This window comes from Segetibacter koreensis DSM 18137, assembly GCF_000374045.1.
GTDB lineage: Bacteria > Bacteroidota > Bacteroidia > Chitinophagales > Chitinophagaceae > Segetibacter > Segetibacter koreensis.
The window spans coordinates 195,278-221,102 of record NZ_KB893314.1 but is presented as its reverse complement, the minus strand read 5'-3'; the positions used below and the strand labels follow the sequence as shown (position 1 = coordinate 221,102).

At 40.1% G+C, this 25,825-nt stretch carries 18 protein-coding genes; 14 read left to right on the top strand and 4 right to left on the bottom strand.

The annotated features are described in order from the left end of the window. Positions 1 to 144: 144 nt before the first annotated feature. From B154_RS0101075 to map, 5 genes are all read left to right on the top strand, one after another. Positions 145 to 2,571: an ABC transporter permease gene (locus B154_RS0101075; protein ID WP_018611151.1), complete on the top strand. Its 2,427-nt coding sequence runs from the start codon at positions 145 to 147 to the stop codon at positions 2,569 to 2,571. 206 nt (positions 2,572 to 2,777) lie between these two features. Then, positions 2,778 to 3,959, top strand: coding sequence for an ABC transporter permease (locus B154_RS31730; RefSeq protein WP_051084261.1), 1,182 nt, complete (start codon positions 2,778 to 2,780; stop codon positions 3,957 to 3,959). Next, positions 3,947 to 5,218: an ABC transporter permease gene (locus B154_RS31725; protein WP_051084260.1), complete on the top strand. Its 1,272-nt coding sequence runs from the start codon at positions 3,947 to 3,949 to the stop codon at positions 5,216 to 5,218. The genes B154_RS31730 and B154_RS31725 overlap by 13 nt, the downstream gene beginning before the upstream one ends. A gap of 287 nt (positions 5,219 to 5,505) precedes the next feature. Further along, complete coding sequence (locus B154_RS0101065; protein WP_026259882.1) at positions 5,506 to 6,099, top strand: dihydrofolate reductase family protein; 594 nt, start codon at positions 5,506 to 5,508, stop codon at positions 6,097 to 6,099. Positions 6,100 to 6,464: 365 nt separating this feature from the next. Further along, entirely contained in the window at positions 6,465 to 7,229 is a 765-nt protein-coding gene (gene map, locus B154_RS0101055) for a type I methionyl aminopeptidase (protein WP_018611147.1), read from the top strand. Positions 7,230 to 7,681: 452 nt separating this feature from the next. On the opposite strand, the gene B154_RS0101050 is transcribed toward map, so the two are convergent. Further along, on the bottom strand, positions 7,682 to 8,173 hold the full coding sequence (locus tag B154_RS0101050) for a DinB family protein (RefSeq protein WP_018611146.1): 492 nt from the start codon (positions 8,171 to 8,173) through the stop codon (positions 7,682 to 7,684). 335 nt (positions 8,174 to 8,508) lie between these two features. Then, positions 8,509 to 10,545, bottom strand: coding sequence for a heavy metal translocating P-type ATPase (locus B154_RS0101045; RefSeq protein WP_018611145.1), 2,037 nt, complete (start codon positions 10,543 to 10,545; stop codon positions 8,509 to 8,511). 978 nt (positions 10,546 to 11,523) lie between these two features. On the opposite strand from B154_RS0101045, the gene B154_RS0101030 reads away from it, so the two are divergent. The 9 genes from B154_RS0101030 (at position 11,524) to B154_RS0100990 (ending at position 22,853) form a co-directional block, all read left to right on the top strand. Next, a complete protein-coding gene (locus B154_RS0101030; RefSeq protein WP_018611142.1) occupies positions 11,524 to 12,978 on the top strand; it encodes a phytoene desaturase family protein in 1,455 nt (484 codons plus the stop codon). A 232-nt stretch (positions 12,979 to 13,210) separates the two neighbouring features. After that, on the top strand, positions 13,211 to 13,441 hold the full coding sequence (locus B154_RS0101025; protein ID WP_026259880.1) for a hypothetical protein: 231 nt from the start codon (positions 13,211 to 13,213) through the stop codon (positions 13,439 to 13,441). Further along, positions 13,428 to 13,898, top strand: a complete 471-nt coding sequence (locus tag B154_RS0101020; protein WP_026259879.1) for a glycosylhydrolase-like jelly roll fold domain-containing protein — start codon at positions 13,428 to 13,430, stop codon at positions 13,896 to 13,898. Before B154_RS0101025 ends, B154_RS0101020 begins: the two co-directional genes overlap by 14 nt. Before the next feature lie 820 nt (positions 13,899 to 14,718). Further along, positions 14,719 to 15,573, top strand: a complete 855-nt coding sequence (locus B154_RS0101015; RefSeq protein WP_033410819.1) for a sialate O-acetylesterase — start codon at positions 14,719 to 14,721, stop codon at positions 15,571 to 15,573. A gap of 36 nt (positions 15,574 to 15,609) precedes the next feature. Beyond that, complete coding sequence (locus B154_RS0101010) at positions 15,610 to 17,565, top strand: alpha/beta hydrolase-fold protein (RefSeq protein WP_018611140.1); 1,956 nt, start codon at positions 15,610 to 15,612, stop codon at positions 17,563 to 17,565. A gap of 105 nt (positions 17,566 to 17,670) precedes the next feature. Beyond that, positions 17,671 to 17,946 carry a hypothetical protein gene (locus B154_RS0101005; protein WP_018611139.1) on the top strand — a complete coding sequence of 92 codons (276 nt, stop codon included), beginning with the start codon at positions 17,671 to 17,673 and terminating at the stop codon, positions 17,944 to 17,946. Positions 17,947 to 18,146: 200 nt separating this feature from the next. Beyond that, positions 18,147 to 19,043, top strand: a complete 897-nt coding sequence (locus tag B154_RS0101000) for an alpha/beta hydrolase (RefSeq protein ID WP_018611138.1) — start codon at positions 18,147 to 18,149, stop codon at positions 19,041 to 19,043. 45 nt (positions 19,044 to 19,088) lie between these two features. Then, a complete protein-coding gene (locus B154_RS0100995; RefSeq protein ID WP_018611137.1) occupies positions 19,089 to 21,233 on the top strand; it encodes an alpha-L-arabinofuranosidase C-terminal domain-containing protein in 2,145 nt (714 codons plus the stop codon). A 54-nt stretch (positions 21,234 to 21,287) separates the two neighbouring features. Further along, positions 21,288 to 22,853 (top strand): glycoside hydrolase family 43 protein, encoded by a 1,566-nt coding sequence (locus B154_RS0100990; RefSeq protein WP_018611136.1) that lies wholly within the window; start codon positions 21,288 to 21,290, stop codon positions 22,851 to 22,853. Between the two features lie 191 nt (positions 22,854 to 23,044). Here the strand turns inward: B154_RS0100990 and B154_RS0100985 are convergent, their stop codons facing one another. Further along, the gene (locus B154_RS0100985) at positions 23,045 to 24,775 is read right to left on the bottom strand and encodes a GMC oxidoreductase (protein WP_018611135.1); all 1,731 of its coding nucleotides are present in this window, start codon (positions 24,773 to 24,775) and stop codon (positions 23,045 to 23,047) included. A 66-nt stretch (positions 24,776 to 24,841) separates the two neighbouring features. Further along, on the bottom strand, positions 24,842 to 25,759 hold the full coding sequence (locus B154_RS0100980) for a sugar phosphate isomerase/epimerase family protein (RefSeq protein ID WP_018611134.1): 918 nt from the start codon (positions 25,757 to 25,759) through the stop codon (positions 24,842 to 24,844). Positions 25,760 to 25,825 lie beyond the last annotated feature (66 nt).

Genomic DNA, 25,825 nt, shown 5'->3' with positions numbered 1-25,825 from the left:
AGGTAGCTGAATAAAGTTCAGAACGGCTGAACTAAGTGACACAACAGGCGATGCTACAAAGAACAAAAGCTGGAAACATGGAAAAAGAAAAATTAAAAACCGAAAAACTAAAACCGGAATCTTTTACTTGTAACACTTTGCCCTATGATTAGAAACTTTTTCAAAGTTGCATTGAGAAACATTACAAGACATAAAGGCTTTTCATTTATTAATATTGTAGGTTTAACCTTTGGGCTGAGTGCCTGCATTTTAATTGGCCTGTTTGTGTGGGATGAACACCAGTATGATAAATCTTTTCCGGATGGTGCGTGGATTTATCGTGTTTATAGCGATTATAAAAACAATGAGGTAACGGGCCAAAAAGCTGTTGTTTCACCAATGTATGCAACAACATTGAAGCAAGATTTCCCCGAGGTGGAGCAAACGGCCCGTGTGATGATGTTACCCGAATACAAAACACTTTTTGAAGCAGGGGAGAGGAAGTTGTACGAGGAAAGTGGGTATTATGTCGATTCTACTTTCTTCGATGTATTTCCTCTTAATTTTAAATATGGCATTTTAAAAAAGGCATTAGATGATCCGGGCTCAATTGTGGTATCAGCAGAAATGGCGCAACGATTTTTTGGGAATGAAAATCCTGTTGGAAAGCAAATATTAATGGACAAAGAACCTTATCTTGTAAAAGGTGTTTTTGTTAAAGACCCGAAGTTTCATTTACAGTTCAATTACCTTGTTTCTTTATCAGCAGAACATTTGCCACCCGAAAGAATGCAAAGCTGGACGTGGAATCAATTTTATACTTACTTTAAAGTAAAAAAGAGAACCAATGTAAAGGTATTGGAAACAAAATTCCGGGCGGAGGTAAAACAAAAATCAGCACCTTTTAACCGGCTTGCCAACACTGCTGATGTTCCTCATTTCCAGGCTTTGAAAGATATTCATCTTTACTCTGCCAATTTCGTTTACGACGCAGCCCAAAGAGGTAACATTACTTATGTAAGGGCACTTACCATTATCGCGATTTTTATTTTGTTGATCGCTTGTTTCAACTTCATCAATCTTGCTACTGCTAAATCATTACAACGCGCAAAAGAGGTGGGCGTGCGCAAAACAATTGGTGCTGATAAAAAGCAGCTGATATTTCAATTTATTGGAGAAACAGTTTTACTTGCTTTTATCAGTATCATTATTTCAGTTGTTCTTGGTATAATATTCCTTCCGTGGATGAATAATTTCACCAGCAAGAGTATTTCGCTTGCGCTATTTTTGAATCCTGTTGTTATTCTCTTGCTCATTGCGTTAGCGATCATAGTTGGCTTGCTTGCGGGATTTTATCCCGCGCTTGTTTTATCGAGCTTTAAACCTGTAAAAGTGTTGAAATCTTCAGTATCAGGCGATGAAGACGCCGGTAAAATTCCATGGTTAAGACATGGACTTGTTGTTATTCAATTTGCATTGTCTGTACTGCTTATTATTAGTGCCATCATCGTGTACCGGCAGGTGGATTACCTGCACAACAAAGACCTTGGCTTCAATAAAGAACAAATCATGTTCTTCCCCATGCGCGGAGATAACATGTTCAAAAATGTGGATGCCTTTAAGAATGAGTTGTTGAAAGCTCCTGGTGTTTCTTCTGTTTCTATTGGTTATGGTTTTCCTGGTGATGCTGTTGCCGGAGATGATATTATTGTACCAAGAAATGGCCAGCGGGTGAGTGAATCTGTAACAGAATTATTGGTTGATTATGATTATATTAAAACATTAGGATTACAATTGGTAGCAGGAAGAGATTTTTCAAAATCAATGGGAACAGATAAAGATCATGCATTCATTCTTAATGAAACTGCAGTAAAACAATTGGGATTTAACGTACCTCAAAAAGCACTTGGCCAAAAACTGTATTGGCACGTTTGGGGAGCGTCAAATCCGGATTCGTTGAAGGAAGGGCAGGTGATTGGCGTAGTAAAAGATTTTAATTATAAAAGTTTATATGATAAAGTAGAAGCTGCTGTACTGCAAATATTCCCCGATGCTGCGTGGAAAGTTGCTGTGAAAATGAGTACAGGAAATCTTAGCAATACAATTGCAGGTGTAGAAAGTGCATGGGTTAAATTTTCACCCGAATACCCAATTGAGTATAAATTTCTCGATGAGAATTTTGAGCAGATGTACAAGGCAGAAGATAAATTGAAAGCCTTGCTTTGGATATTTACAGCTATCGCCATTTTTGTTGGTTGTTTAGGTTTGTTTGGTCTTGCTGCATACACCGCAGAACGGAGAAGAAAAGAAGTAGGCATAAGAAAAGTTCTGGGCGCAACTACGCAAGGAGTGGTATTGTTATTATCAAAAGATTTTATCAGGCTTGTTATTATCTCTCTGGTTATTGCTTCGCCTGTCGCTTATTATTTCATGCATCAATGGCTTGAAGATTTTGCTTATCGCATTAACATCAGTTGGTGGATTTTTGTAGTGGCAGGTTTAGCAGCAATCGTTATTGCACTTGCCACAGTCAGTTTCCAGGCAGTAAAAGCCGCCATTGCCAACCCGGTGAAAAGTTTAAGAACAGAGTAAGGCAATGATAAGTATACATGAATTTTTTTGAGCCGAACTCAGAGTAGAAATTAAGCTTCCGTTGCGTCGCATACTTATACCGTTTATTCTGTGCTCAACAAACTTCATAAGTACAAGTGAGTGATACAACAGGCGATGAGGAGGGTTTCAAAAGCCAATAACAAAAATTCCCATAATGTGTTACCAACAATTTAAAACTTCTTGTCATGTTACGCAATTATCTCAAAACGGCATGGCGGAATTTGATGAAGAATAAAACGTTTTCTCTCATCAACATTGCAGGACTTTCTATTGGCATGGCAGCCTGTTTGCTGATATTGCAGTATGTAAGTTTCCAATTAAGTTTTGACCAGTTCAATAAAAATGCAAGTGATATTTATCGCATTGTAAATGATCGTTATCAAAACGGAAAACTTATTCAGCACGGCACCATAACTTATTCTGCTATTGGTAAAGCTATGCAGAACGATTTTCCAGAAGTGGCGGATCACACCCGTGCTATCTTATTTGATAAAGAGATTATTCAGTTTAATACTAAAAAGATTGGTGACCTTACTATACTTGCCGTTGATAATTCTTTCCTTCGGATGTTCAGTTATCCACTCCTTGCAGGCGATGCAAGAACGGCCTTACAGGAACCTCGTTCACTTATTCTTTCGCAAACGATTGCCAATAGATTATTTGGTGTAAGCTATGGTTATGGTTCACTTATAGGAAAAGAAGTTAATGAAGGCATAGATTCTTTGCCTTATAAAATAACAGGCATTTTAAAAGATGTACCCGAAAATTCGCATCTGCAATTTGATATACTTCTTTCTTTCGTAACTCTATACAGTGGACCCACCGCATGGAAAGATGCAGATTATAGTTTTACCGCTTCTGATTTCTATCATTACATACAACTAAAACATGGCACAAATGATAAGGTTCTGGAAGCGAAGTTTCGGTCATTCAGCCAACGGCATTTTCAGGGAACTAAAGTTTCCGGCTCCATTGAGAAATTTTATTTGCAACCTTTAAACAAGGCTCATTTATATTCTGATTTCGAGTATGAAATCGGAAGCACAACAAGTGCAACTGTTGTCTGGGGATTATTAATTATTGCCGTCCTCATCATTATTATCGCATGGATAAATTACATAAATCTTTCTACCGCCAAATCAATGGAACGGGCAAAGGAAGTAGGTGTAAGAAAAGTTGTAGGTGCTACACGGCAACAGTTAATAAAACAGTTTTTAACAGAATCTCTAATCATCAACATTATTGCTTTTTTCCTGGCGTTATTGCTTGTAAGTGTTCTTCAAAGCTCCTTTAACCAATTAATTCGCCATCAGTTATCCTTATCGTATTCAATGGTTTTAGTATTTCTACTGCATTGGTTGCATTAATTATCGCCGGAATTCTTATCTCCGGATTTTATCCTGCTTTTGTATTGTCGTCATTTAAACCTATCGCTGTTTTAAAAGGCAGGTTTATTACATCACGCAAAGGCATTGTTCTACGTAAGGTACTTGTTGTAGGACAATTTGCTGTAACAGTTGCACTAATTATCGGATCGTTTCTAGTGTATAAACAAATGCAATACGTAAGCAATCAGGATCTTGGCTTCAATATGTCTCAAATGCTTATTGTCAAACCACCACTATTAACAAATTGGGACTCTACTTTCATTATTAAACAAAATGCATTTATTGAAGAAGTAAAACAACTGCCACATGTATCAGGCGCAGCATACTCCTGGCGTTTACCCGGTGATGAATGGGGAAGAAATTTTGATGTGCGCAGAAAAGATGTGCAAAACGAAACACATTTTTCAGTTCGTACCATGGGAATAAGTCCTGATTATATAAGTGTATATCAAATCAGACTCTTAGCGGGAAGCAACTTTGCGACAACTGATTATAATCCTGATTGGGATAAATTGCATGATGTTATTCTCAATGAAACAGCAGCAAAGCTTTTTGGATTTAAATCTCCGCAAGATGCAATTGGCAAACAAATTATACAACGTAATCAAACCTGGGATATTAAAGGTGTTATTGCAGACTTTCATGAAAAGTCTTTAAAATATGCTATAGAACCTGCCATGTTTTACCCTGCTACAAATATTGCCAGTCCTTTTTCTATAAAAGTTGATGCGATGAATCTTTCTTCAACCATTGCTGCGTTAAAGAAAAAATACGATGTTTTTTTCCCTGGCAACATCTTCGATTATTTTTTTCTTGATGAAAAGTTTAATCAGCAATATGCTAGTGATCGGTTATTCGGGATTGTGTTTGCCATATTTGCCGGATTTGCCATTTTCATTGCATGTCTTGGATTACTTGGTTTGTCGTTGTTTGCAACGATACAAAGAACAAAAGAAATTGGCATTCGCAAAGTGGTAGGTGCTTCTGTTTCAAATATCGTAATGCTGCTTTCAAAAGATTTTATAACGCTTGTTTTCATTGCTTTTGTAATTGCTTCGCCTATAGCATGGTATGTAATGAATAACTGGTTACATAATTACGCTTATCGCATTAACATAAGTTGGTCGATATTTTTTGTAGCAGGATTACTTGTTGTAGTGATTGCTTTAGTAACGATAAGTTTCGAGGCGATAAAAGCAGCTACTGAAAATCCTATCAAGAGTTTAAGAACTGAGTAGTATAAAGGGGCAGGGCATGTAGGAATCTACCTCGGCAGCTGTAATGCTTTTGAGCATTCGCAGTTAAATTCCTATACAAAACAAAAATTATTTTCGGTGAGGGGTGACAAGCATCGAATGCCCGGCGTCGCAAATACTGCTGGTTGGCGTAGTGCTCTAGCGCCAACTCCCGCCTGTCTTAAGACTAAAAATACTTTTCGCATTTACCCACCGGAATTGTCGCATCTACGCTTCAATAGCACAAACTTTATCAGCGAGATTTGTATCGCCAAACCAATTTTTAAAGTATGAGAAAAATAAGAGTCTTATCAATGATTACATTAGATGGAGTAATGCAAGCCCCTGGTGGGCCCGAGGAAGATACATCAGGCGGTTTTGAATATGGCGGTTGGGTAGCACCGTATGGCGACGAAGTGTATGGTAGGGTTATGGAAAAACTGATGAGACCTGCAGATGTTCTTTTGGGCAGAAAAACATTTGAGATCTGGGAGGGCTACTGGCCACAGCATGAAAGTGGATGGCCGGGTATTAATGATGTCACGAAATACGTACTATCAACGACACGGAAAAAGTCAGATTGGAAAAACTCAGTTTTCTTTAATAGCCTGGCAGATATTGAAAAACTTAAAAATTCAAATGGTTCTGACATCCAAGTTTGGGGTAGTGGCGAACTAGTTCAACTGCTACTTAAGAATGATCTGGTAGACGAACTTTGGCTCAACATTCACCCGCTGACTCTTGGTCATGGAAAAAAGTTGTTTGATGACGGCCCAATTCCGGCAGCATTTACATTAGTAGAAAGTACAGTTACACCAAGTGGAGTTATTATTGCCAATTACAAGCGAGCAGGAAAAGTCAAGACAGGTACTATTGGAGAATAAAACGAAAAAATATCTGTTTCATCACGAGGATGGATGTTACGCCAGGAAGGCATCACCGATTATTTAAGTGTTAGATCCAAAAAGGCGAATATCATTGCAATAACTTCACAACGAAAAGCTCGAATGGCTAACATTGCATTGGCAATATGGCGCACTAATAAGGTCTGGGCCCGGCGAGACCTTGAATAAAAATAGATGTCGGTCTCCGCCTTACTGTCTTTAAAAAAAGGCATCAATAGGCGCTGTAAAAGTTGCATTGTTAGATCAAATACAAACAACAGTTGTTCTAGGAACAACATTTACTTTTGTTCGCGGTGCTCTTTCGAACAATATGAAGCTTAAACGAACAAATTGAAAAAACGGCTATGTCAATAACAAAAGAAGCTGAACTAATCGGGATGAAAAAAGCAAGTGAAGCTGTTGCCTATACTTTAAAGGAAATGAAAAACTATGCTCAACCTGGTATGACAACAAAACAACTTGACGACTTCGGTGCAAGTATTCTTAAAGATTTTGGTGCTAATTCTGCTCCGCTCCTTGCATATAAGTTTCCCGGTTGTACCTGCATAAGCGTCGGAAACGAATTCTGTCACGGTATTCCCTCTTCAACCAAAGTTCTAAGAGACGGCAACTTGATAAACATAGACGTTTCTGCCGAAGTTGAGGGTTTTTGGTCGGACAATGGTGCATCATTTGTGCTTGGTGAAGACGTTAGCCGACACCAAAAACTTGTAGATGCTTCAAAACAGATTTTGCATAAAGCAATCCATAATATAAAGGGCGGCGTTCGTATATCAGACATAGGACATTTGATTGAAACGGAAGCCAGGAAACGCGGTTACAAAGTAATTAAGAACTTAACAGGACACGGAATAGGCAGAAGCCTTCACGAAGAACCAGGCGAAATAGCTAATTACAGGGACCGTTTTAATCATACAAGATTTAAAAAGAACTCTGTAGTCGCCATTGAAACGTTTATAACAACAGCCTCAACGTTTGCCAAAACACTTGACGATGGTTGGACAATGGTTGGAAATAAAGGAGGATTTATGGCACAGCATGAACATACCATTGTAGTCACAGACGGAAAACCAATCATTCTGACAGAAATAAATGGAATTTGGAACTGAAATACAAGACAACTATCGCGAACCGCTAATCCGCATTTGATGTAATAATTGGGTAATAGAGTTTTACTTGGCCGACCTTCAATGTTGAATGCAGAAATTTTAATCAGCTTAGGACTAAAATGTCGCCCACGCCGGCCCCTAGAAGTTAACAGCAGTTGTAACTGACAGCTTAGATACGTGTAAAACAATCAAACCTAAAGAACGATGATGGAAAAAGCCAGCAGCGAAACCAGACAAAAGACTCAGCCCGGCTGTTATGTTAGTCAGAATGCTGAACAATGACCATAAACAGTAAATGCTGCCCTTGACAGACAGCATTTAGTAATAATTTTAGAGGTACAAGAAACTACGAGAAACTATAATCCTTTCACCTGTTACCCGCCCCAGAATCAACAGAAGCCAGAAAAATATTACTGTTTGGTTACCTGCTTCCCTGCGAACAACGCCAGAATTTACATTTCATCCGCACTTGGACCATACATGCCCGGAACCGGAATATCGAGTAAGCGAAGGTACACCGCTATTTGTCCACGGTGATGAATGATATGATTCAACGCCATTGAACGAATGGCCACCATTCGGGGAACTGTAGCAATGACGTGACCGCCGCTTTGCAATGTAAAGTTCGCCTGCATTTTTTCATCGCTTGTATTTTGCAGCGTCTGTACAACTTCATCTAATTTTTGTTGAAAAACGTTCATCAGTTCTTCCGGTGTATTTGCATGTGAAGCCTTGTAATCTCCCTTAGCAAAATCAAATTCATCCATCGTTAATATAGAATTTAGAAAACCTGGCAGTTCAGCAACATGCGAAGCCAGCCGGCCCAGCGTCATTGATTTTTCATGCGGCTTCCAGTCAAATTTTCCTTCAGGGACTCTTTCTAAAATTCTCTTTGTGGATGCAGCTTCGTGTTTTAGTTCTGCAATGAAAGCTTGATTCAGCATATTATTTGATTTGGTTATTTATATTTCCAACAGTGCCGTTCAAATGTAGCGGTTATTTCCTCTGGATAATGCATAGCCCATTCAACATTTTTTTCTTCATCATTTTCCAAATTTAAGTGGAGAACCTAGTACAAATTGTGACTAGGTAAGAAATAAATGAAATTAGGCATGAAAAGAAGAGCTTCACCTGGCCCATGCCGTCTTATTGTGGCTGATGCTCTTAACTGATACTTATCTTTTTTTAACTGTTCGTGACGCTTTTAAAACTGCTTTAAATGTGGGCATTAACTGGCTACTTTCATGATTGTCGTCACTAATATCTTGACCTTAATGACTTATTGTAGTTTCAAAGTTCTTGCGTTAATAGCAACGATTACTGTGCTTAAACTCATAAGTACAGCTCCCATTGCAGGACTTAGCATAAAGTAAGGATATAAGACACCTGCTGCCAAAGGAATGGCGACAACATTATATCCGACAGCCCAAGCAAGATTTTGTATCATTTTACGATAGGTCTTTCTTCCAAAGTCGATCATTTGCACAACGTCTTTTGGGTCGCTGTTTACTAAAATGATATCTGCTGTTTCTGCAGCTACATCTGTGCCACTACCTACTGCAATTCCTATATCAGCCTGCGCTAAGGCTGGTGCGTCATTAACACCGTCGCCTGTCATGGCTACCACTTCACCTTTTGATTGGAACTCTTTTATTTTATCAAGTTTTTCGTGAGGTAACACATTTGCAAAATATCCATCCATATTTAACTTAGTGGCTACAGAAGATGCAATTTTATTGTTATCGCCGGTAAGCAGATAAGATTTAATATTCATGCTTTTAAGCTGGGCAATAGCTTCTGATGCAGTTTCACGAATAGTGTCAGATAATGTTATAAAACCTGCAAGTTCATTATCAACTAATACATAAGTTGCAGTCTCTGTATTCTGGTCAATTTCTTTTGGTATTTCGGGAACTGGCTTATTCTCTCGGGCGAAATAATTAGGACCGCCTGCAACTACCTGTTTGCCATTTACGGTTCCCGAAACTCCAACACCTTGTATGTATTTAAAATCTAATGATGGCCATAGCTCAAGATTTTTCTCTTTTAGTTTTCTTAGTATACCTCTCGCAATGTAATGTTCTGATTGTTGTTGCACTGCTGCTACATACTCCAATACTTCATCATTACTGTATTTATCTGATCGGCTAATTACCGTTTGTACTTCATGTGAACCTTTAGTAAGTGTACCGGTTTTATCGAATATAATTGTAGTGAGTTTTCTTGCATTTTCAAAAGCAGTTCGATTTCTTATAAGCAAACCATGCATTGCCGAAGCTGTAGTCGAAATGGCAACTACCAGAGGTATTGCTACCCCAAGAGCATGAGGACAAGATGTTACCATAACTGTTACCATGCGCTCTAAGGCAAAGGCCAGATCATGATTGGGAAACCATGCAATAAAGGTGAAAACACCTACAGCTATTGAAATAATGGTTAACCATTTCGCTACTCTATCTGCAAGATTTTGTGTATTCGATTTTGCGCTTTGCGCTGATTGTACAAGTGTTATCACTTTATTCAGGTAGCTATCTTCACCAGTACCTGTTACTTTGATTTTCAAAGACCCATCGCCGTTTATTGCACCTGCAATTACTTTTGCTTCGTTCTCTTTTTTTACAGGTAAACTTTCGCCCGTTAAAACACTTTCATTTACATAAGAGCTGCCCTCCGTAACTACACCATCCGCTGGTATTTTTTCACCCGGTTTTATTACAGCAATGTCGTCTCTCTTTAATTCCTTTACATTCACATCTGTTACAATACCATTTCTTTCTACATGTACTATTGAAGGCAATAAGGCTACCAGTGATTGTAATGCGTTTGACGCCGCCATTGTAGAACGCATTTCTAACCAGTGGCCCAAAAGCATTATATCGATAAGTGTGGCAAGCTCCCAAAAGAAGTCCATCCCTTTTAAGCCAAACACAACCGCCACACTATAGAAGAATGCGACCGAAATTGCCAAGGCTACTAATGTCATCATCCCTATTGCACGGTCTTTCACTTCACTTATCATGCCTTTAAAAAAAGGCATGCCTCCATAGAAATAAATTATACAGGCTAATAGTAGTAATATGTAACTATCTCCATTAAATCTTAAATTAAACCCAAGCCATTGTTGTATCATATGGCTTAACAAAAGAACAGGCAGAGTGAGGGTAAGACAAATCCAAAACCGTTTTAGAAAGTCTGCAGTATGATGACCAGAATGTTTATCGTGCCCTTCATGCTCGTCTGCCTCTTTGTGATGCAACTTTGCGGCAGGAACTGTATTGCTATCCTCATGGTGCGAATGGTGATGTGAGAGATTCATTGTCGTTTAATTTACTTGCTTTTAATATAAAGTTCAGTTACTAATTCTTCACTTGCACCAACGGAATAAAACACATACATAGTATTAAATTATTCTCGTTGCTATTTCTTTTAATTGCTTCTTTCAGTTCCTTAACGATAGATAATTCTAATCTATCTAATCTAAAAATTTTTTGTAGAACTTTCTTCAAGATCTTTTTGCAGAACGTAAAGGAAAAATTTCTGATTAACAATTGCTCTTTCAACTAATTAGGCAGACCGTTGTTTTGACCTTGTAGCGAGGAAGAATAGCGGTTGTATTAGGAATTGCAGATTAAAATAAATGTATTTCCTATACCAACCAGCGAAATCGTATCAAACAGCAACATAGAACAAAATCAAGGGTATTAATCAGTTAACGACAATTATTACTTATCAATATTTAATTATAAAAAAATATTTTAATAGCAATTTACTTTGTTACTTTTATTTTAAACGGAGGTGAAGCCTCAACAAACTGAAAAAACTGTCGAACCGGAAAAGGATCGCTGGTGATTGTCGGGGGCGGAAAGGTAGGACAAGAAATTGTGACAGCTTGATACAACTTGCCGGAGGAAACAGAAAGCTGACATTGTTGTAATACCTACGGCAGGCGAAGATGCCTCCATAAAAAAAAGTCGTGATAAAACAGTGAAGACGTTAAAGGCATTAGGCATAAAGCATGCGACCCTTTTACATCCGAGAGACCCAAAAGAAGCCAACAAAGAGAGGTTTGTGGCACCTTTAAAAAAAAGCAACAGCAGTGTAATTTGATGGCGGTGTCAATGGCGGATTGCAGATGCATATTTAAATACGTTGGCTCGCAAAGAATTTAATGCAGTTGATAAATACTAGGGGTAGCGACATTGACGGTTATCATGTAAACCCCATCACCAGGTGGCAAATTAAACGGGATGGTGAAGTGTTATTTAAGGCCGAAAAATTTAAATAAAAAACAGGCATGGCAAGAAAGGATTATGATGCAATTGTAGTAGGTTCCGGACCAAATGGCTTGTCAGCGGCGATTACTATGCAAAGAGCAGGTTTGTCTGTTTTGCTGCTTGAAATGAAAGAAACCATCGGTGGTGGGTTGCGGACAAAAGAGTTAACGCTTCCAGGATTTAAACATGATGTTTGTTCTGCTATTCATCCACTCGCCGCAGGTTCTCCTTTTTTTCGGCAATTACCTTTACATCAATTTGGCCTCGAATATATTTATCCTGAAGTATCCGCAGCTCATCCTTTCGATGATGGAGGTGCAGCAGCTTTGTTCAGGTCAGTAGAGGAAACAGCACAGTCTCTGGGAAGAGATGAGAAACAGTACCTTAAGTTGATGAGGCCATTAGTCAAGGACTGGCCAAAGCTTGCTCCCGATGTGCTAGGGCCTCTTCACTTTCCCGATCATCCGGTAGCTCTTGCACAATTTGGTTTAAACGCCATAACCTCTGCTAAGTTTTTAGCTAACCGTTTTGTCACAAAGGAAGCTAAAGGTTTGTGGGGGGGTATGTGTGCTCATTCCATTCAGCCATTAAGCAATATTGCTTCTTCGGCTATAGGACTGGTATTGATGGCAACCGGGCACTTAAGAGGATGGCCGATTCCAAAGGGAGGATCATATTCCATTGCCAATGCTTTAGCCTCTTATTTTGTATCAATCGGCGGAAAAATCCAAACAAATTTTCATGTTCAGCACTTGGATGATCTTCCGGTATCTGATGCAGTATTATTTGATGTGACGCCAAAGCAATTACTAAAAATAGCAGGGCAAAGATTTTCTTTTTTGTATAAATGGCAGATGAACAGGTACCGATACGGAATGGGTGTATTCAAAATCGACTGGGCGCTCGATGATACGATCCCTTTCACTGCTGATGCATGCAGCAAAGCGGGAACAATACACTTGGGAAATACGTTTGCGGAAATTGCGAGTGCAGAACTACTGACGTCTAAAGGCAAAATTGCTGAAAAGCCATTTGTCTTGCTTGCACAGCAAAGTGTGTATGATGCATCACGAGCACCTGCAGGAAGGCATACGGCATGGGCCTATTGTCATGTACCAAACGGATCGCAGGTTGACATGACTGAAGCCATCGAACAACAGGTAGAGCGTTTTGCTCCTGGTTTTAGGGAACGGATACTTGCAAGACATACCATAAATACTTTTCAAATGCAGGAGTATAATCCGAATTATATAGGTGGTGATATAAACGGCGGCGTAATTGATATAACACAATTGTATACAAGACCTGTGATAAGTCTTTCTCCATATCGCACTTCTGCCAAAGGTTTATATATCTGTTCATTATCGACCCCGCCAGGTGGGGGAGTGCATGGCATGTGCGGATATTACGCCGCCAAGAGAGCTCTGAAAGATGTTTTTGATCTTGAAGAAAAAATAGGATTGGCGTCGGGGTGATATTATAAATTCAAAATCAATAGAACTTATAAACCAACATTTTTTAAAATTAATAAAAGCCATAAAATGTCTTCTCAAACGTAATCACCTGTAATAAATTGCAGTTAAAGACTGGCAGAATGATTAAGAAGGAACACGGACTCTTTTGTATAATAAATTGCTTCAAAATATTCTATTCTCTCGATGCATGATCGCTGGCTTCAAAAGCTGTTGTTATAGGTTACTTAGATAGATGGGTAAACGCCAAAACAAATTGGGTAGTAAAGCTCCGCAGATATGGCATCCTGAAACAGGTAAAACAGAAAATGCTTCTTATGTAATTGCAAACGGAGTGACAAAGGTCGATCTTGCATTAACCCCTAATGATGCTGTGTTTGTGGTGTTTCAAGTACCTGCAACAAAAACAACTGCTACCCTCCCTGCAACAACAGAAAAAGCAATAACAACCATTGAAGGCCCTTGATGTAGCATTTCAGCCTAATCTCGGTGCACCTGCAAATACAACTTTTGACAAGTTGACTTCTTATACAGAAAACAACGATGCGGGTATTAAATATTTCTCCGGTACAGCTACTTATACAAAGACTGTCCATATGCAAGGAAACTCACTTGCCAAAGGCTCGCAAATCTGGTTAGACCTGGGTGATGTAAAAAATCTGGCAGAAGTAGTAGTGAATAAAAAATCATTAGGAGTGGTCTGGAAACACCCATACCGTGTAGATGTTACGGGTGTGCTAAAAGCTGGTGAAAACAAGGTGGAGATAAAAGTAGTCAACCTATGGGTAAACCGCCTCATTGGGGATGCGCAACCAGGTATATCTAACAAAATTACATATACTGCCATGCCTTTCTATCAAGCTAATTCACCGCTGCAACCGTCAGGATTATTAGGACCTGTTAAAATAGTAGCGATTAAATAACACATTCTTTTTATCCGTATTTGCAGTGCAAGCCGAAAAACGAAAATTTAATTGTGACAAAAAAGTTCTTTTAAGATTGGGAATGGTTCTAAAATGATGATAGACCACAAAGTCACAAACAAGAGATAATGCTTTTATAAGGTGATTAGGTAAAGAGTAAAACAATATGCAAACTATTTAACTAAAATAAATCCGTATTATTACACCTTCAGGTTATTGTCGCATCTGCAATGGAAGTAGCTGGAACTCTTTTCGTTGATAAATGTTGTGCGCCTTAATAGAGGTGTTAGAAGTATTCCTCGAAAAAGTAGTAGTCAAGACCTGAAAGTAAATAGTTAGTGTCGACTTAGCTTGAGAGTATTCGCTAATGGTGGAAATGAAATTGAGTCAACCGAATATAGACTAAGGGCGCAAAGTATTAAGCACTTAAAGTCAAGCCAGCACATTGTGAATGCATTGTTGCCGGTAGACAGGTAAAATCCTTTACAATTAAAAACACTAGCGGTACCCTTGTACCCCCGCAAGGTTCACGCTGTATACTTAGTGGGTTCCCGTACCAATCATTGCGTGTGACGACGAACATGACAATGGTTTACAACTGTTTGGAAAAGATAAGGAATGGTAAAAAGAGTATCCAGGACGATGCGACTTTATTCATGAAGTATGGAACATCCGCCGGAGTCATACTCCGGTACCTATTTTCATCAGTGTCCCGACAGGCAGTTGAATTTGTTTAGGCTAATGCATTTAAGTGGCAACCGCGTGGGATAACACGACAAAATGATTAATCAACATCATTTATTAACATACAAGTTACCATATGAATTACACAACCATAAGAAAAGGCCTTGTGCTCTGCTCCGCACTTTTCCTGATAGTATTTTCTTCTTTTTCTCAGGATAAAAAGTTTTTCGTTTTCCTTTGTCTTGGACAATCCAACATGGAAGGCAATGCTAAATTTGAACCACAGGATACCACGGCAAATGGCCGGTTTCTCATGATGCAAGCGGTTGATTGTCCCGATCTAAACAGAGCAAAAGGCAATTGGTATCAGGCTGTACCCCCATTATGCCGTTGTCATACCGGCTTGACGCCAGCTGACTATTTTGGAAGAACGTTGCTTGCTAATCTTCCTACAGGCGTAAGGGTAGGTATCATTAACGTTGCGGTGGGTGGATGTAAAATTGAGCTGTTTGATAAAGAAAATTATCAATCCTACGCCGATACCGCGCCGGTTTGGATGAAAGGGATAATAAAAGAATACGAAGGCAATCCGTATGCCCGTTTGGTAGAGATGGCTAAACTCGCACAGAAGGATGGAGTGGTTAAAGGAATTCTTTTACACCAGGGGGAATCCAATACCGGTGACACCACGTGGCCGCAAAAGGTAAACGTTGTGTATAATAACCTGCTAAAAGATTTGAGTTTAGATGCAGCCTCGGTTCCATTGCTTTCAGGCGAAGTGGTCAATGCAGACCAGGGTGGTATTTGCGCAAGGATGAATACCATTATTGATAACCTGCCGCAAACGATACCTACTGCTCATGTTATTTCATCTGCCGGGTGTACGGTTGCTGCAGACCACCTTCATTTCAACGCGGCAGGTTACCGAGAATTGGGCAGGAGATACGCTGCTGCAATGTTGCCATTGTTAGGTTACAAAATGAAAAAATAATAACCCCTACCACTCATCAATGTAACACGCTCCAAAATGATTTTGACGAAAACAGCATTCTTTGTAAAACTGTGCTTCCTGTTTCCGATTGTTGCTATCTTCGTAACTGGCAGGTTAGATGCACAAGACGGTGTAAAACATTCCCTACCCGGCTTTGATTCACTTCAAAATGGCATCCCTCACGGAAAAATTGATACCATTACCTATCCATCAAAGACTGTAGGCACATCAAGAAAAGCCCTGATATATACACCGCCGGGTTATCGGAAAAAGAAAAAATATCCCGTTTTATATCTGTTGCACGGCATTGGCGGCGATGAAAAAGAATGGTATTCACAGGGTCATCCCGAAACCATATTGGATAATCTGTACGCGCAAGGCAAAGTAGAACCAATGATTGTGGTACTTCCTAATGGCAGGGCGATGAAAGATGACCGAGCTACGGGCAATATTTTTGACAGTGCCAAGGTGCATGCGTTTGCAACCTTTGAACAGGATTTACTCAACGACCTCATTCCTTACATCGAAAAGCATTACGGAGTTTATACCGACCGTGAGCACCGCGCTATTGCTGGCTTATCAATGGGTGGCGGCCAATCATTGAACTTTGGTTTGGGTAACCTTGATGAATTTGCGTGGGTTGGATCGTTTTCATCCGCACCCAATACCAAAATGCCTAACGAGTTAGTGCCTGATCCGGCAAAAGCAAGAGAACAAATAAAGCTCCTTTGGATTTCCTGTGGTGATAACGATGGACTGATGCCATTCAGCAAGCGCACACATGATTACCTGTATCAAAACAATGTTCCGCATATCTTTTATGTAGAGCCCGGCGTGCACGATTTTAAAGTGTGGAAGAACGATTTATTTATATTCGCTCAGCTGATTTTTAAACCCGTAGACGCGTCAAAGTTTTCTCAATACACCGTACTGGGTTTGCCTGCGTCCACCAATGTCCGGAACGCAAAATATCCGCAGATCTTACCGGATAACCGGGTAGTCTTTCGCATTAAAGCAGCAGATGCACAAACAGTGCAAATTGATTTGGGTAAAAAATACGACCTGGTAAAAGATACCGGCGGCTATTGGATAGTCACCACCGATTCCATCGGCGAAGGTTTTCATTATTATTCATTGTTGATAGACGGCGTTGCCGTTGCGGACCCTGCAAGTCGAACTTTTTATGGCATGGGACGCATGGCCAGTGGCATTGAAATACCTTTTGTCGGGGGCGATTATTATGCCGAAAAAGAGGTGCCGCATGGCGACCTCCGAATCAAAAAATATTATTCACCTGTCACCCGTTCCTGGCGCGAAATGTACATTTATACGCCACCGGGTTACGATGCAAATTCCACCACAAAATATCCTGTTTTATACATCCTGCACGGTGGCGGAGAAGACCAAACCGGTTGGGCAATGCAGGGCAAAACCAATTTGATAATGGATAACCTTATTGCAGAGGGAAAAGCAAAACCTATGATTGTGGTAATGCCGGATGCAAATGTCGGTGCCGGCGGTTTTAGTGCCAACGGGGTTGAAGGATCTTTAAAGATGTTTGAGGCTGAAATGAAGCAGGTGATAATTCCATTCGTTGAAAAAAATTATGGTGCTTCTAATAACGCAAATCATCGTGCATTGGCTGGGCTATCGTTAGGTGGTTTACATACACTTTATACAGGCATTAATAACACAGATATGTTCTCATATCTCGGCGTATTTAGTTCGGGATGGATATTGCCAATGCTCAGTAAAAATTCGGATGCACAGTACGCTTTTATGAAAGACAATAGGGATAAAATCAATAACAATTTAAAAGCTTTTTGGATTTCGGAAGGTGGCAAAGAAGACATTGCTTATAAAAATGGACAGATTATGTTAGGCGAATTGGATAAACTCAACATCAAACATACTTACTACGAATATCCGGGTGGGCATACCTGGCCGGTGTGGAGAAATGACTTATACCATTTTGCACAGTTGCTTTTTTAGAAGTAAATCAAAAAGTTAAGCTTTACGGGGTGATAGCAAAAAGCTTTCGGTTGGCAATAATGACTATTTTTAAAAAATAAAACTCAACGGTTTAGAATCTTGTATATGAAATTAAAACATCTGATTATTCTCTCGCTAGCTACATTAGGTGCACAAACCTGTTTAGCCCAAGCTAATGTACCAGAAGACTTCAAGCCTTCCACTTTAAACCAGCCCGGACAAATGTACCCACAGGTAAATTCGCAAGGTTATGTGCGCTTCCGCATTGTGGCACCCTCTGCTGATAATGTAAAGGTGAGCCTTGGATTAGGTGGAAGAGGCGGTACAAGGCTTACGAAAACAACCGATAGCATCTGGACTGGCGTTGAAATACGCTCATGAACTGTCACCCATGCTGTTTAAGGATTAACACCTATATTAGTCCTAATCACAAAAAAAAATTTGATAACAAAATGCAAGATCTTCATTTTTTTTCGGCAATTATCTTAGCAGGAACAATTTGTTTTGCACAACGAATACAAATAACCGTTGTCAATGATTTTACAACCTGGTAAACCAAGCAGGAACTCTTTAACGAAAATATGAATACATCAAGATTTTTACTGGTTGCGCTATGCTTATTTCCTTTTGCCCTACAGGCACAGCAAATTATTAACCTTTACCCCAACGGCATTCCTAATGCAAAGTCTACAACATTAACGGATGTGCCACAAAATCCATCCGGATTAGTGCGAAGAAGCATTAATCCAACGCTTGAAGTGTATTTGCCCGAAAAAGAGAAAGCGAACGGTACAGCGATAGTAATATGCCCCGGCGGTGGTTACAGCGTCATTGTCTATGATGGTGAAGGCATAGCAATCGCTAAGGAATTTGTAAAAAATGGTGTTGCCGCCTTTGTCCTGAAATACCGGTTGCCAAACGATTCATTTGAGGTGAATAAAACAATAGCGCCGCTTCAGGATGCACAGCAAGCGATTAAGACCGTGCGGGATAGCGCTGCTAAATGGAATGTTGGTATAAATAAAGTTGGTATTATTGGCTTTTCAGCCGGTGGGCATTTGGCATCGACAGAAGCTACGCATTACCGGAAAGCTTTAATTGAAAATAAAAGCAACACTAATCTGCGACCCGATTTCCAGATACTCGTTTACCCGGTAATCAGTATGCAGGATAGTTTAACGCATGCAGGTTCGCGCAAGCAATTGCTAAATACGCATCCATCAAAAGAAATAATCGATGAATATTCAAATGAGTTGCAGATTGATAAAGACTCGCCGCCGGCTTATCTCACTCATGCGGCCGATGACAACGTGGTAGATGTAGATAACAGCATTGCTTATTTTGAAGCACTCCGGCATAATAACGTGCCTGTTGAAATACATATTTATCCTATAGGCAATCACGGCTTCATCTTTAAACATCCGGGTTGGATGCAGCCCCTTTTTGAATGGATGAAAAGCAACAACTTGATAAAATAAATAAATTTTTTACGTCAACAAATAACTTTTAAAAGCGTGTCTATTATGAAGTGGAAAAGGAGTAACAAACTTACTTTAAAAAAGCATCTTGTAACGTTGCTGCTAGCAGCTTGTATGACTCAAGTTGCAGTTGGGCAAACGCCTGTTATTACATTAGATTTTACAAAGCCCGGCGCCAATGTTAGTCCTATGTTGTATGGCTTGATGACAGAAGAAATCAACCATTCTTATGATGGTGGTTTGTATGCGGACCTGATACGTAACCGGATATTCAAGGATAATAAAAATATACCGGAAGGATGGAGTTTAGTGCGGGATGATTCTGCTGCAAAAGCGAGCATCAAACTAATAGGTACTTCAGAAGAAAACGTGCCTTACGATGAGCGTCGCCTTGCAATAAACGGCGCACTTTCTACCTGTTTGCGGCTTACCGTAGAAAAAGCTGCGGGAAGAGTGGGCATAGCTAATGAAGGATATTGGGGGATTCCGATAAAGCCTTCCACCGCATACAAAGCTTCATTCTACATAAAGGGAACCGACCGGAGAGAACCTTTTCGTTATCCGTGGGAGCCGAAACCTACCACACCACCGCTTCCGGTCATTGAAAACAATACCCCCGGACCAATTACTGTAACATTAGAAAGCCCGGATGGCAAAACGGTGTATGCCTCAGGCACCGTCAATCTCGAGAAAAGCAATTATTGGAAAAAATATGAATTGACCTTAACCACAGCTTCTGGCATACAACCAACGAAGGATGCTCGCTTTGTTATTTCTACAGACCGCATGGGTCAGTATTATTTCAACCTTGTTTCTTTATTTCCGCCGACCTATAACAATCGTCCTAACGGTAACAGAATTGACCTGATGCAAATGCAGGTGAATATGAAGCCTAAATTTCTTCGTTTCCCTGGTGGTAATTTTTTAGAAGGTCCGATGATTACCGATGCTTTTCCCTGGAAAACGACATTGGGTACACTGGAAAACAGACCAGGGCATAGAGGCTCCTGGGGATATCGCCCTTCGGATGGCATGGGATTACTTGAGTTTTTAGAGTGGACGGAAGATATGGATGCAGAGCCGGTGTTGGCGGTTTTTGCTGGTTATTCCCTACAGGGCGACCATGTAGATGCCGGCCCGCTCTTAAAACCTTATGTAGACGATGCTTTGGATGAAATAGAATATGTAACGGGTGATACCAGTACTTATTGGGGAGCCAAACGTGCTGCCAACGGACATCCGGCTCCTTTTAAACTGAAGTATGTTGAAGTAGGAAATGAAGATTGGTTTGACATATCGAATAGCTATGATGGACGGTTCACGCAGTTTAGAACGGCTATTGAAGCGAAGTACCCGCAATTAACATGTATATCCACCATAGCCGATGCACAATACCCCGATATGAAAGTAAAGTCGGGCAAAAAGCCTGAAGTGTTGGATGAACATTACTACCGCAACTCATGGGATATGTGGGAAAATGCATCACAATATGATAAGTATGACCGCAGCGGCCCTAAGATTTTTGTTGGTGAATGGGCCACCCGTGAAGGGGTGCCTACCACTAATTTAAATGCAGCCTTAGGAGATGCTGCCTGGATGACCGGGATGGAACGTAATTCGGACCTTGTTATCATGTCTTGTTATGCGCCCCTGTTTGTGAATGTAAATACGGCTACCGCCACTGCACCTAAAGCATGGCAATGGGATTCTGATCTGATAGGCTACGATGCATTGTCAAGCTACGGTTCGCCTTCTTATTATGTACAAAAGCTGTTCAGCCAGTATTTAGGGAATAAGATTGTGCCCGCCACAGCCACTGATGTGCCTGTTCAAATCAGGCCGCTTAGCAAGAAAGACAGTACAGATGGTATTACATCAAAAACGGTTCCTACGCTGTTTTATTCTGTTACCATGAACGATACTACCGGTGCCGTCTATCTCAAAATGGTGAATACAACGGCAAAAAAGCAAGCCGTAAAAATCAACTTAGATGGCATAGCTAATATTTCCCCTCAAGCAACATTAGCGGTTGTAAAAGGCAGCAAACCTGAGGATACAAATTCAATTACTAATCCTGTTAAAATAATACCGGTTACATCAACTATAAAAGGAATAAACAAAAGCTTTACAAGAAAATTGGATCCGTATTCTGTAAGCGTATTACAACTTCAAACAGGCAAAATAAGATAAACGGGATTTTATAGAAAGAATGAAAAGACCTATAAGTCATACACACAGAAACGAATGATAATAAAAAGAATTCTCCTAAGCTTTGTTGCTGCCGCGTGCTTGTTTTTTTCTCTTTCCGCTCAGGAAAGGCAGGCGCATAACCCAATTATTTATGCGGATGTTCCAGATATGTCGATGGTGCGGGTTGGTAATACATATTACATGAGTAGCACCACGATGCATATGAGTCCGGGCGTACCAATTATGAAATCCACTGACCTTATAAATTGGAGGTTGGTCAACTATGCGTATGATACGTTGGCAAATATGGATGAATTGAATCTCACAAATGGCAAAAGCACTTACGGGCGAGGTTCGTGGGCCAGCAGCATGCGTTATCACGGCGGTACTTTCTATGTCTCCACCTTTGCGCAAACGACTGGGAAGACATACATCTATTCGACAAAAGATATTGAAAAAGGACCTTGGAAAGCAGTATCGTTCAGACCATCTTATCACGACCATTCCTTGTTTTTTGATGATGATGGTAAAGTGTATCTTATTTATGGCAGCGGTAAACTGTGGATACTTGAATTAAACGATGATCTGTCTGGCGTCAAGCCGGGCACAGAACATGTGCTGATTGAAAATGCTAGTGCGCCTTCCGGAACCATTGGTTTGCCGGCAGAAGGTTCTCAACTATTTAAAGTGAATAGCAAATATTACCTGTTCAACATTACCTGGCCAAAAGGAGGAATGCGTACCGTGGTTATTCACCGTGCCGATAAAATTACCGGTCCTTACGAAGGCCGGGTTGCACTCCAAGATCGCGGAATTGCTCAAGGGGGGTTAATCAATACGCCTGAAGGCAAATGGTATGCTTACATGTTTCGCGACAATGGTGCAGTCGGGCGAGTCCCTTATTTAACGCCGGTTTCATGGGCCGATGGCTGGCCGGTATTAGGTGTCGACGGTAAAGTGCCCGAAACACTTGATCTGCCTAAAAGCAAAGGCTTCATCCCCGGCATTGTTGCATCGGATGAATTTTCGCGCAAAAAAGGTGATCGTGACCTACCATTGGTTTGGCAATGGAACCACAATCCTGATAATCATTTGTGGTCTCTTGCTACAAGAAAAGGCTATTTGCGCCTTACCACTGGCAGGACAGATACGAGCTTTTTAATGGCAAGAAATACTTTAACCCAACGCACTATTGGTCCGGTTTGTATGGGCTCTACATCGCTTGATGTTTCGAACATGAAAGACGGTGATTTTGCAGGGTTGGGTCTATTACAAAAAAATTACGGTTTGGCAGGTGTTAAAGTAAATGGCGATCACAAAACGATTGTTATGATCAACGCAGGCACAGGAATGGCTGTGGAGGTACAAAGTGTACCGCTTACGCAAAAAACGGTTTTCTTGAAAGCTGAATGCAACTTCATTGATAAAAAAGATGTAGCCGATTTTTTCTACAGTCTTGATGGAAAGACATGGACGCCGATTGGCTCGCAACTAAAAATGACGTACACCTTACCTCACTTTATGGGCTACCGTTTTGCGCTGTTCAATTATGGAACAAAAAACATAGGTGGTTTTGCTGATTTTGATTATTTCCGTGTTACAGATCACGTCACAAAATAATACTAACTACAAACAATTTATGTACATTAAAGTAAAAAGGAAAATTGAGTCTTCAGCTGCTCGGATCTATCACTCACGCAGCATTCCTGAAGTTCTATCATCAATCTTTAATATTCTGCATGAACAACTTCTCAGTTCCAAAAATCTCAAATCCAAATTTTTTACATTTTTAATCAATCTTCCATGTTTTTTTAAATATTTCCTTTCTTTAGTTCATCAACAGCATGATTTGCTGCGCGTGCAGTAAGTGCCATGAAAGTTAAAGACGGGTTTTGATTTCCTACTGAAGTCATACAAGCTCCGTCTGTTACAAAAACATTTTTGCAGCTATGCACCTGGTTCCATTTATTAAGGATTGATGTTGCCGGGTCCTTTCCCATTCTCGCGCCCCCCATTTCATGAATGTCCAGTCCTGGCGCTTGTTTGCTGTCTTTCGGTACAATGTTTTTGCAACCCGCTTTTTTGAGTATTTCAGCGCCCTGCTCTAAAAAATCTTTCACCATTTTTTCATCGTTATCATCATACGAAACTGAGGTTATTAATTGAGGAATACCCCATTCGTCTTTCAGGTCTTTGCTCAATCGCACATGATTATCATGCTTGGGAATTACTTCCCCTTGCATACTCATATATACCTCCCATCCGCCCGCTTCAGTTAATGCTTCCTTGTATGCAGCACCAATAGTTTCATTGGTTGTTTCATTGCCAGCTTTGCGGTAAGCGCCCCAAAAAACAAGATAGCCTCGCAGAAAATCAGTTTCCTGTTTGTAAACATTTCTAAAGCTAGGCATTAATGGAGATACAGGCCTGCGGCCGTAATAATAATCGTCTTCAAAACCATCAATGGTTGCACTCAACGAGCCCCGATAATTTTGAAAGGCAATATACCTTCCTAAAATATCATGATCATTTCCCAACCCGTTTGGAAAACGATCAGAAGTTGAATTCAATAAAATAAGATTGCTGTTTAAACAGGCTGCATTTACAAAAATGATCTTTGCAAAATATTCTGTTGCCTGCTTTGTATGGGCATCAATAACGCGAACACCTACAGCCTTATCTTTTTGTTGATCATAAATAATGGAGTGAACAACAGAGTTCGGCCGTAAAGTTAGATTGCCTGTTTTTTCTGCCCACGGCAATGTAGAAGCATTTGAACTGAAGTACGCGCCAAAAGGGCAACCGCGGTGACACATATTACGAGCCTGGCATTGGCCGCGTCCTTGCTGTAACTGTATATTGGTCGGATGAGTAAGATTTGCACAGCGCCCCATTAGCATTTTCCTGTCTTTATAATATGCATTCACTCTTTCCTGCATTTTTTTCTCTACGCAATTCAATTCCCACGGAGGTAAAAATTCACCGTCAGGTAAATGTTCAATCCCATCTTTATTTCCGCTAATGCCCGCAAATTTTTCTACATGCGAATACCAGGGTGCAAGATCATCATAACGTATTGGCCAGTCAACAGCAAAGCCGTCACGAGCAGGTGCTTCAAACTCATATTTGCTCCACCGTTGGGTTTCCCTTGCCCACATTAATGACTTGCCACCGACCTGGTATCCCCGGATCCAGTCAAAAGGTTTTTCCTGAACGTAAGGATGTTCTTTATCTTTTACAAAAAAATGCTGTGCAGTTTCATCAAACGCGTAGCACTTACTTATGATAGGATTTTCCTTTTCTATCGCTAATGGCAATCTTCCCCGGTGTGTAAGTTCCCAGGGACTTTTCAGTGCAGTTGGATAATCTTTTTTATGAACTACGTTACGTCCACGCTCCAGTACCAATGTTTTTAAACCTTGCTCACATAGTTCTTTCGCAGCCCACCCGCCGCTGATACCTGATCCAATAACAATAGCATCAAATGTGTTCTCTGCAACCCCTTTTGTGTTAATATTTACGTGTGAAGAATCTATCGCCATATGGATTTTATTAGGTTAGTTAAAAACTAGATGTAAATGCCTTTCAGGCATTACAGAATGATTTTATCAGTAGCCCCACTTTTTCATCATCTTAAAATCTTCCGCTGCACAATCTATTGAACTTTTATCCTGAAAAGATTCCTGTTCTATTATAAAATACTTTGTCCCTGATTTAAGTGCAAAATCAACTATATTTTTTACCCCCACTACACCTTTGCCCAACACCGTACTTTCATAGACATCTCCATTTTGAGTAGTTGTATTTTTTTTAATTTCATCTTTTACATGCATCGAAAAAAACCGGCCCGGATACCTTTTTAAATAATCCATAGCCCTTCCACCAGGTTCATACATATTGCCGATATCAATTTGTTGGGCGACCAACGATCTATCTGTCAGCTGCAGTAGAAGATCATAAAGCCTTGTACCATTAAGGGTATGGTTAAATTCATAATTTTCATTATGGTAGGCAAAAGTTAATCCTGCCTTTTTACAAAGACTTCCCGTTTTATTAAATAAATCCATATACCATTTAAAGTCATCTGCGTTTTTACAAAGACTTTCATCGACACCAGGGCTAATAACATATTTCATTCCCACAGCCGCAGCATCTTCTATTGTGTTTTTCCACTCATCTGTAAAATCATTATTCGCTTTATCCCAAACCTTTGCACCTAGAAAGTTATGTCCGCTTTCCATTTTTAACTCGTTATCATTCAAAAGCTTTTTAAAATCTGCTGCCTGGTAGCCGTAGAATTTCCGGTCATTATAGCCTGCACCTTCTACATATCTATAACCTATTTGTGAAAGACGTTTAAGTGTACCAGGAACATCCTTTTCCATATAATCCTTTATTGTCCATAATTGGATACCCAAAACATGGCTTGTACTTTTTTGTTCTTTTAGAATATGAACCGGAAGCAAAGCAGAACCAGCGAGAGTTATACTGCCATTTTTGATAAAAATACGGCGGGAAGTATCCATAAAAAATGTATTGTATTTGAATAAAAAGAACTAAAATACTTAGTGTTTATAAAGAAAATAAATTTT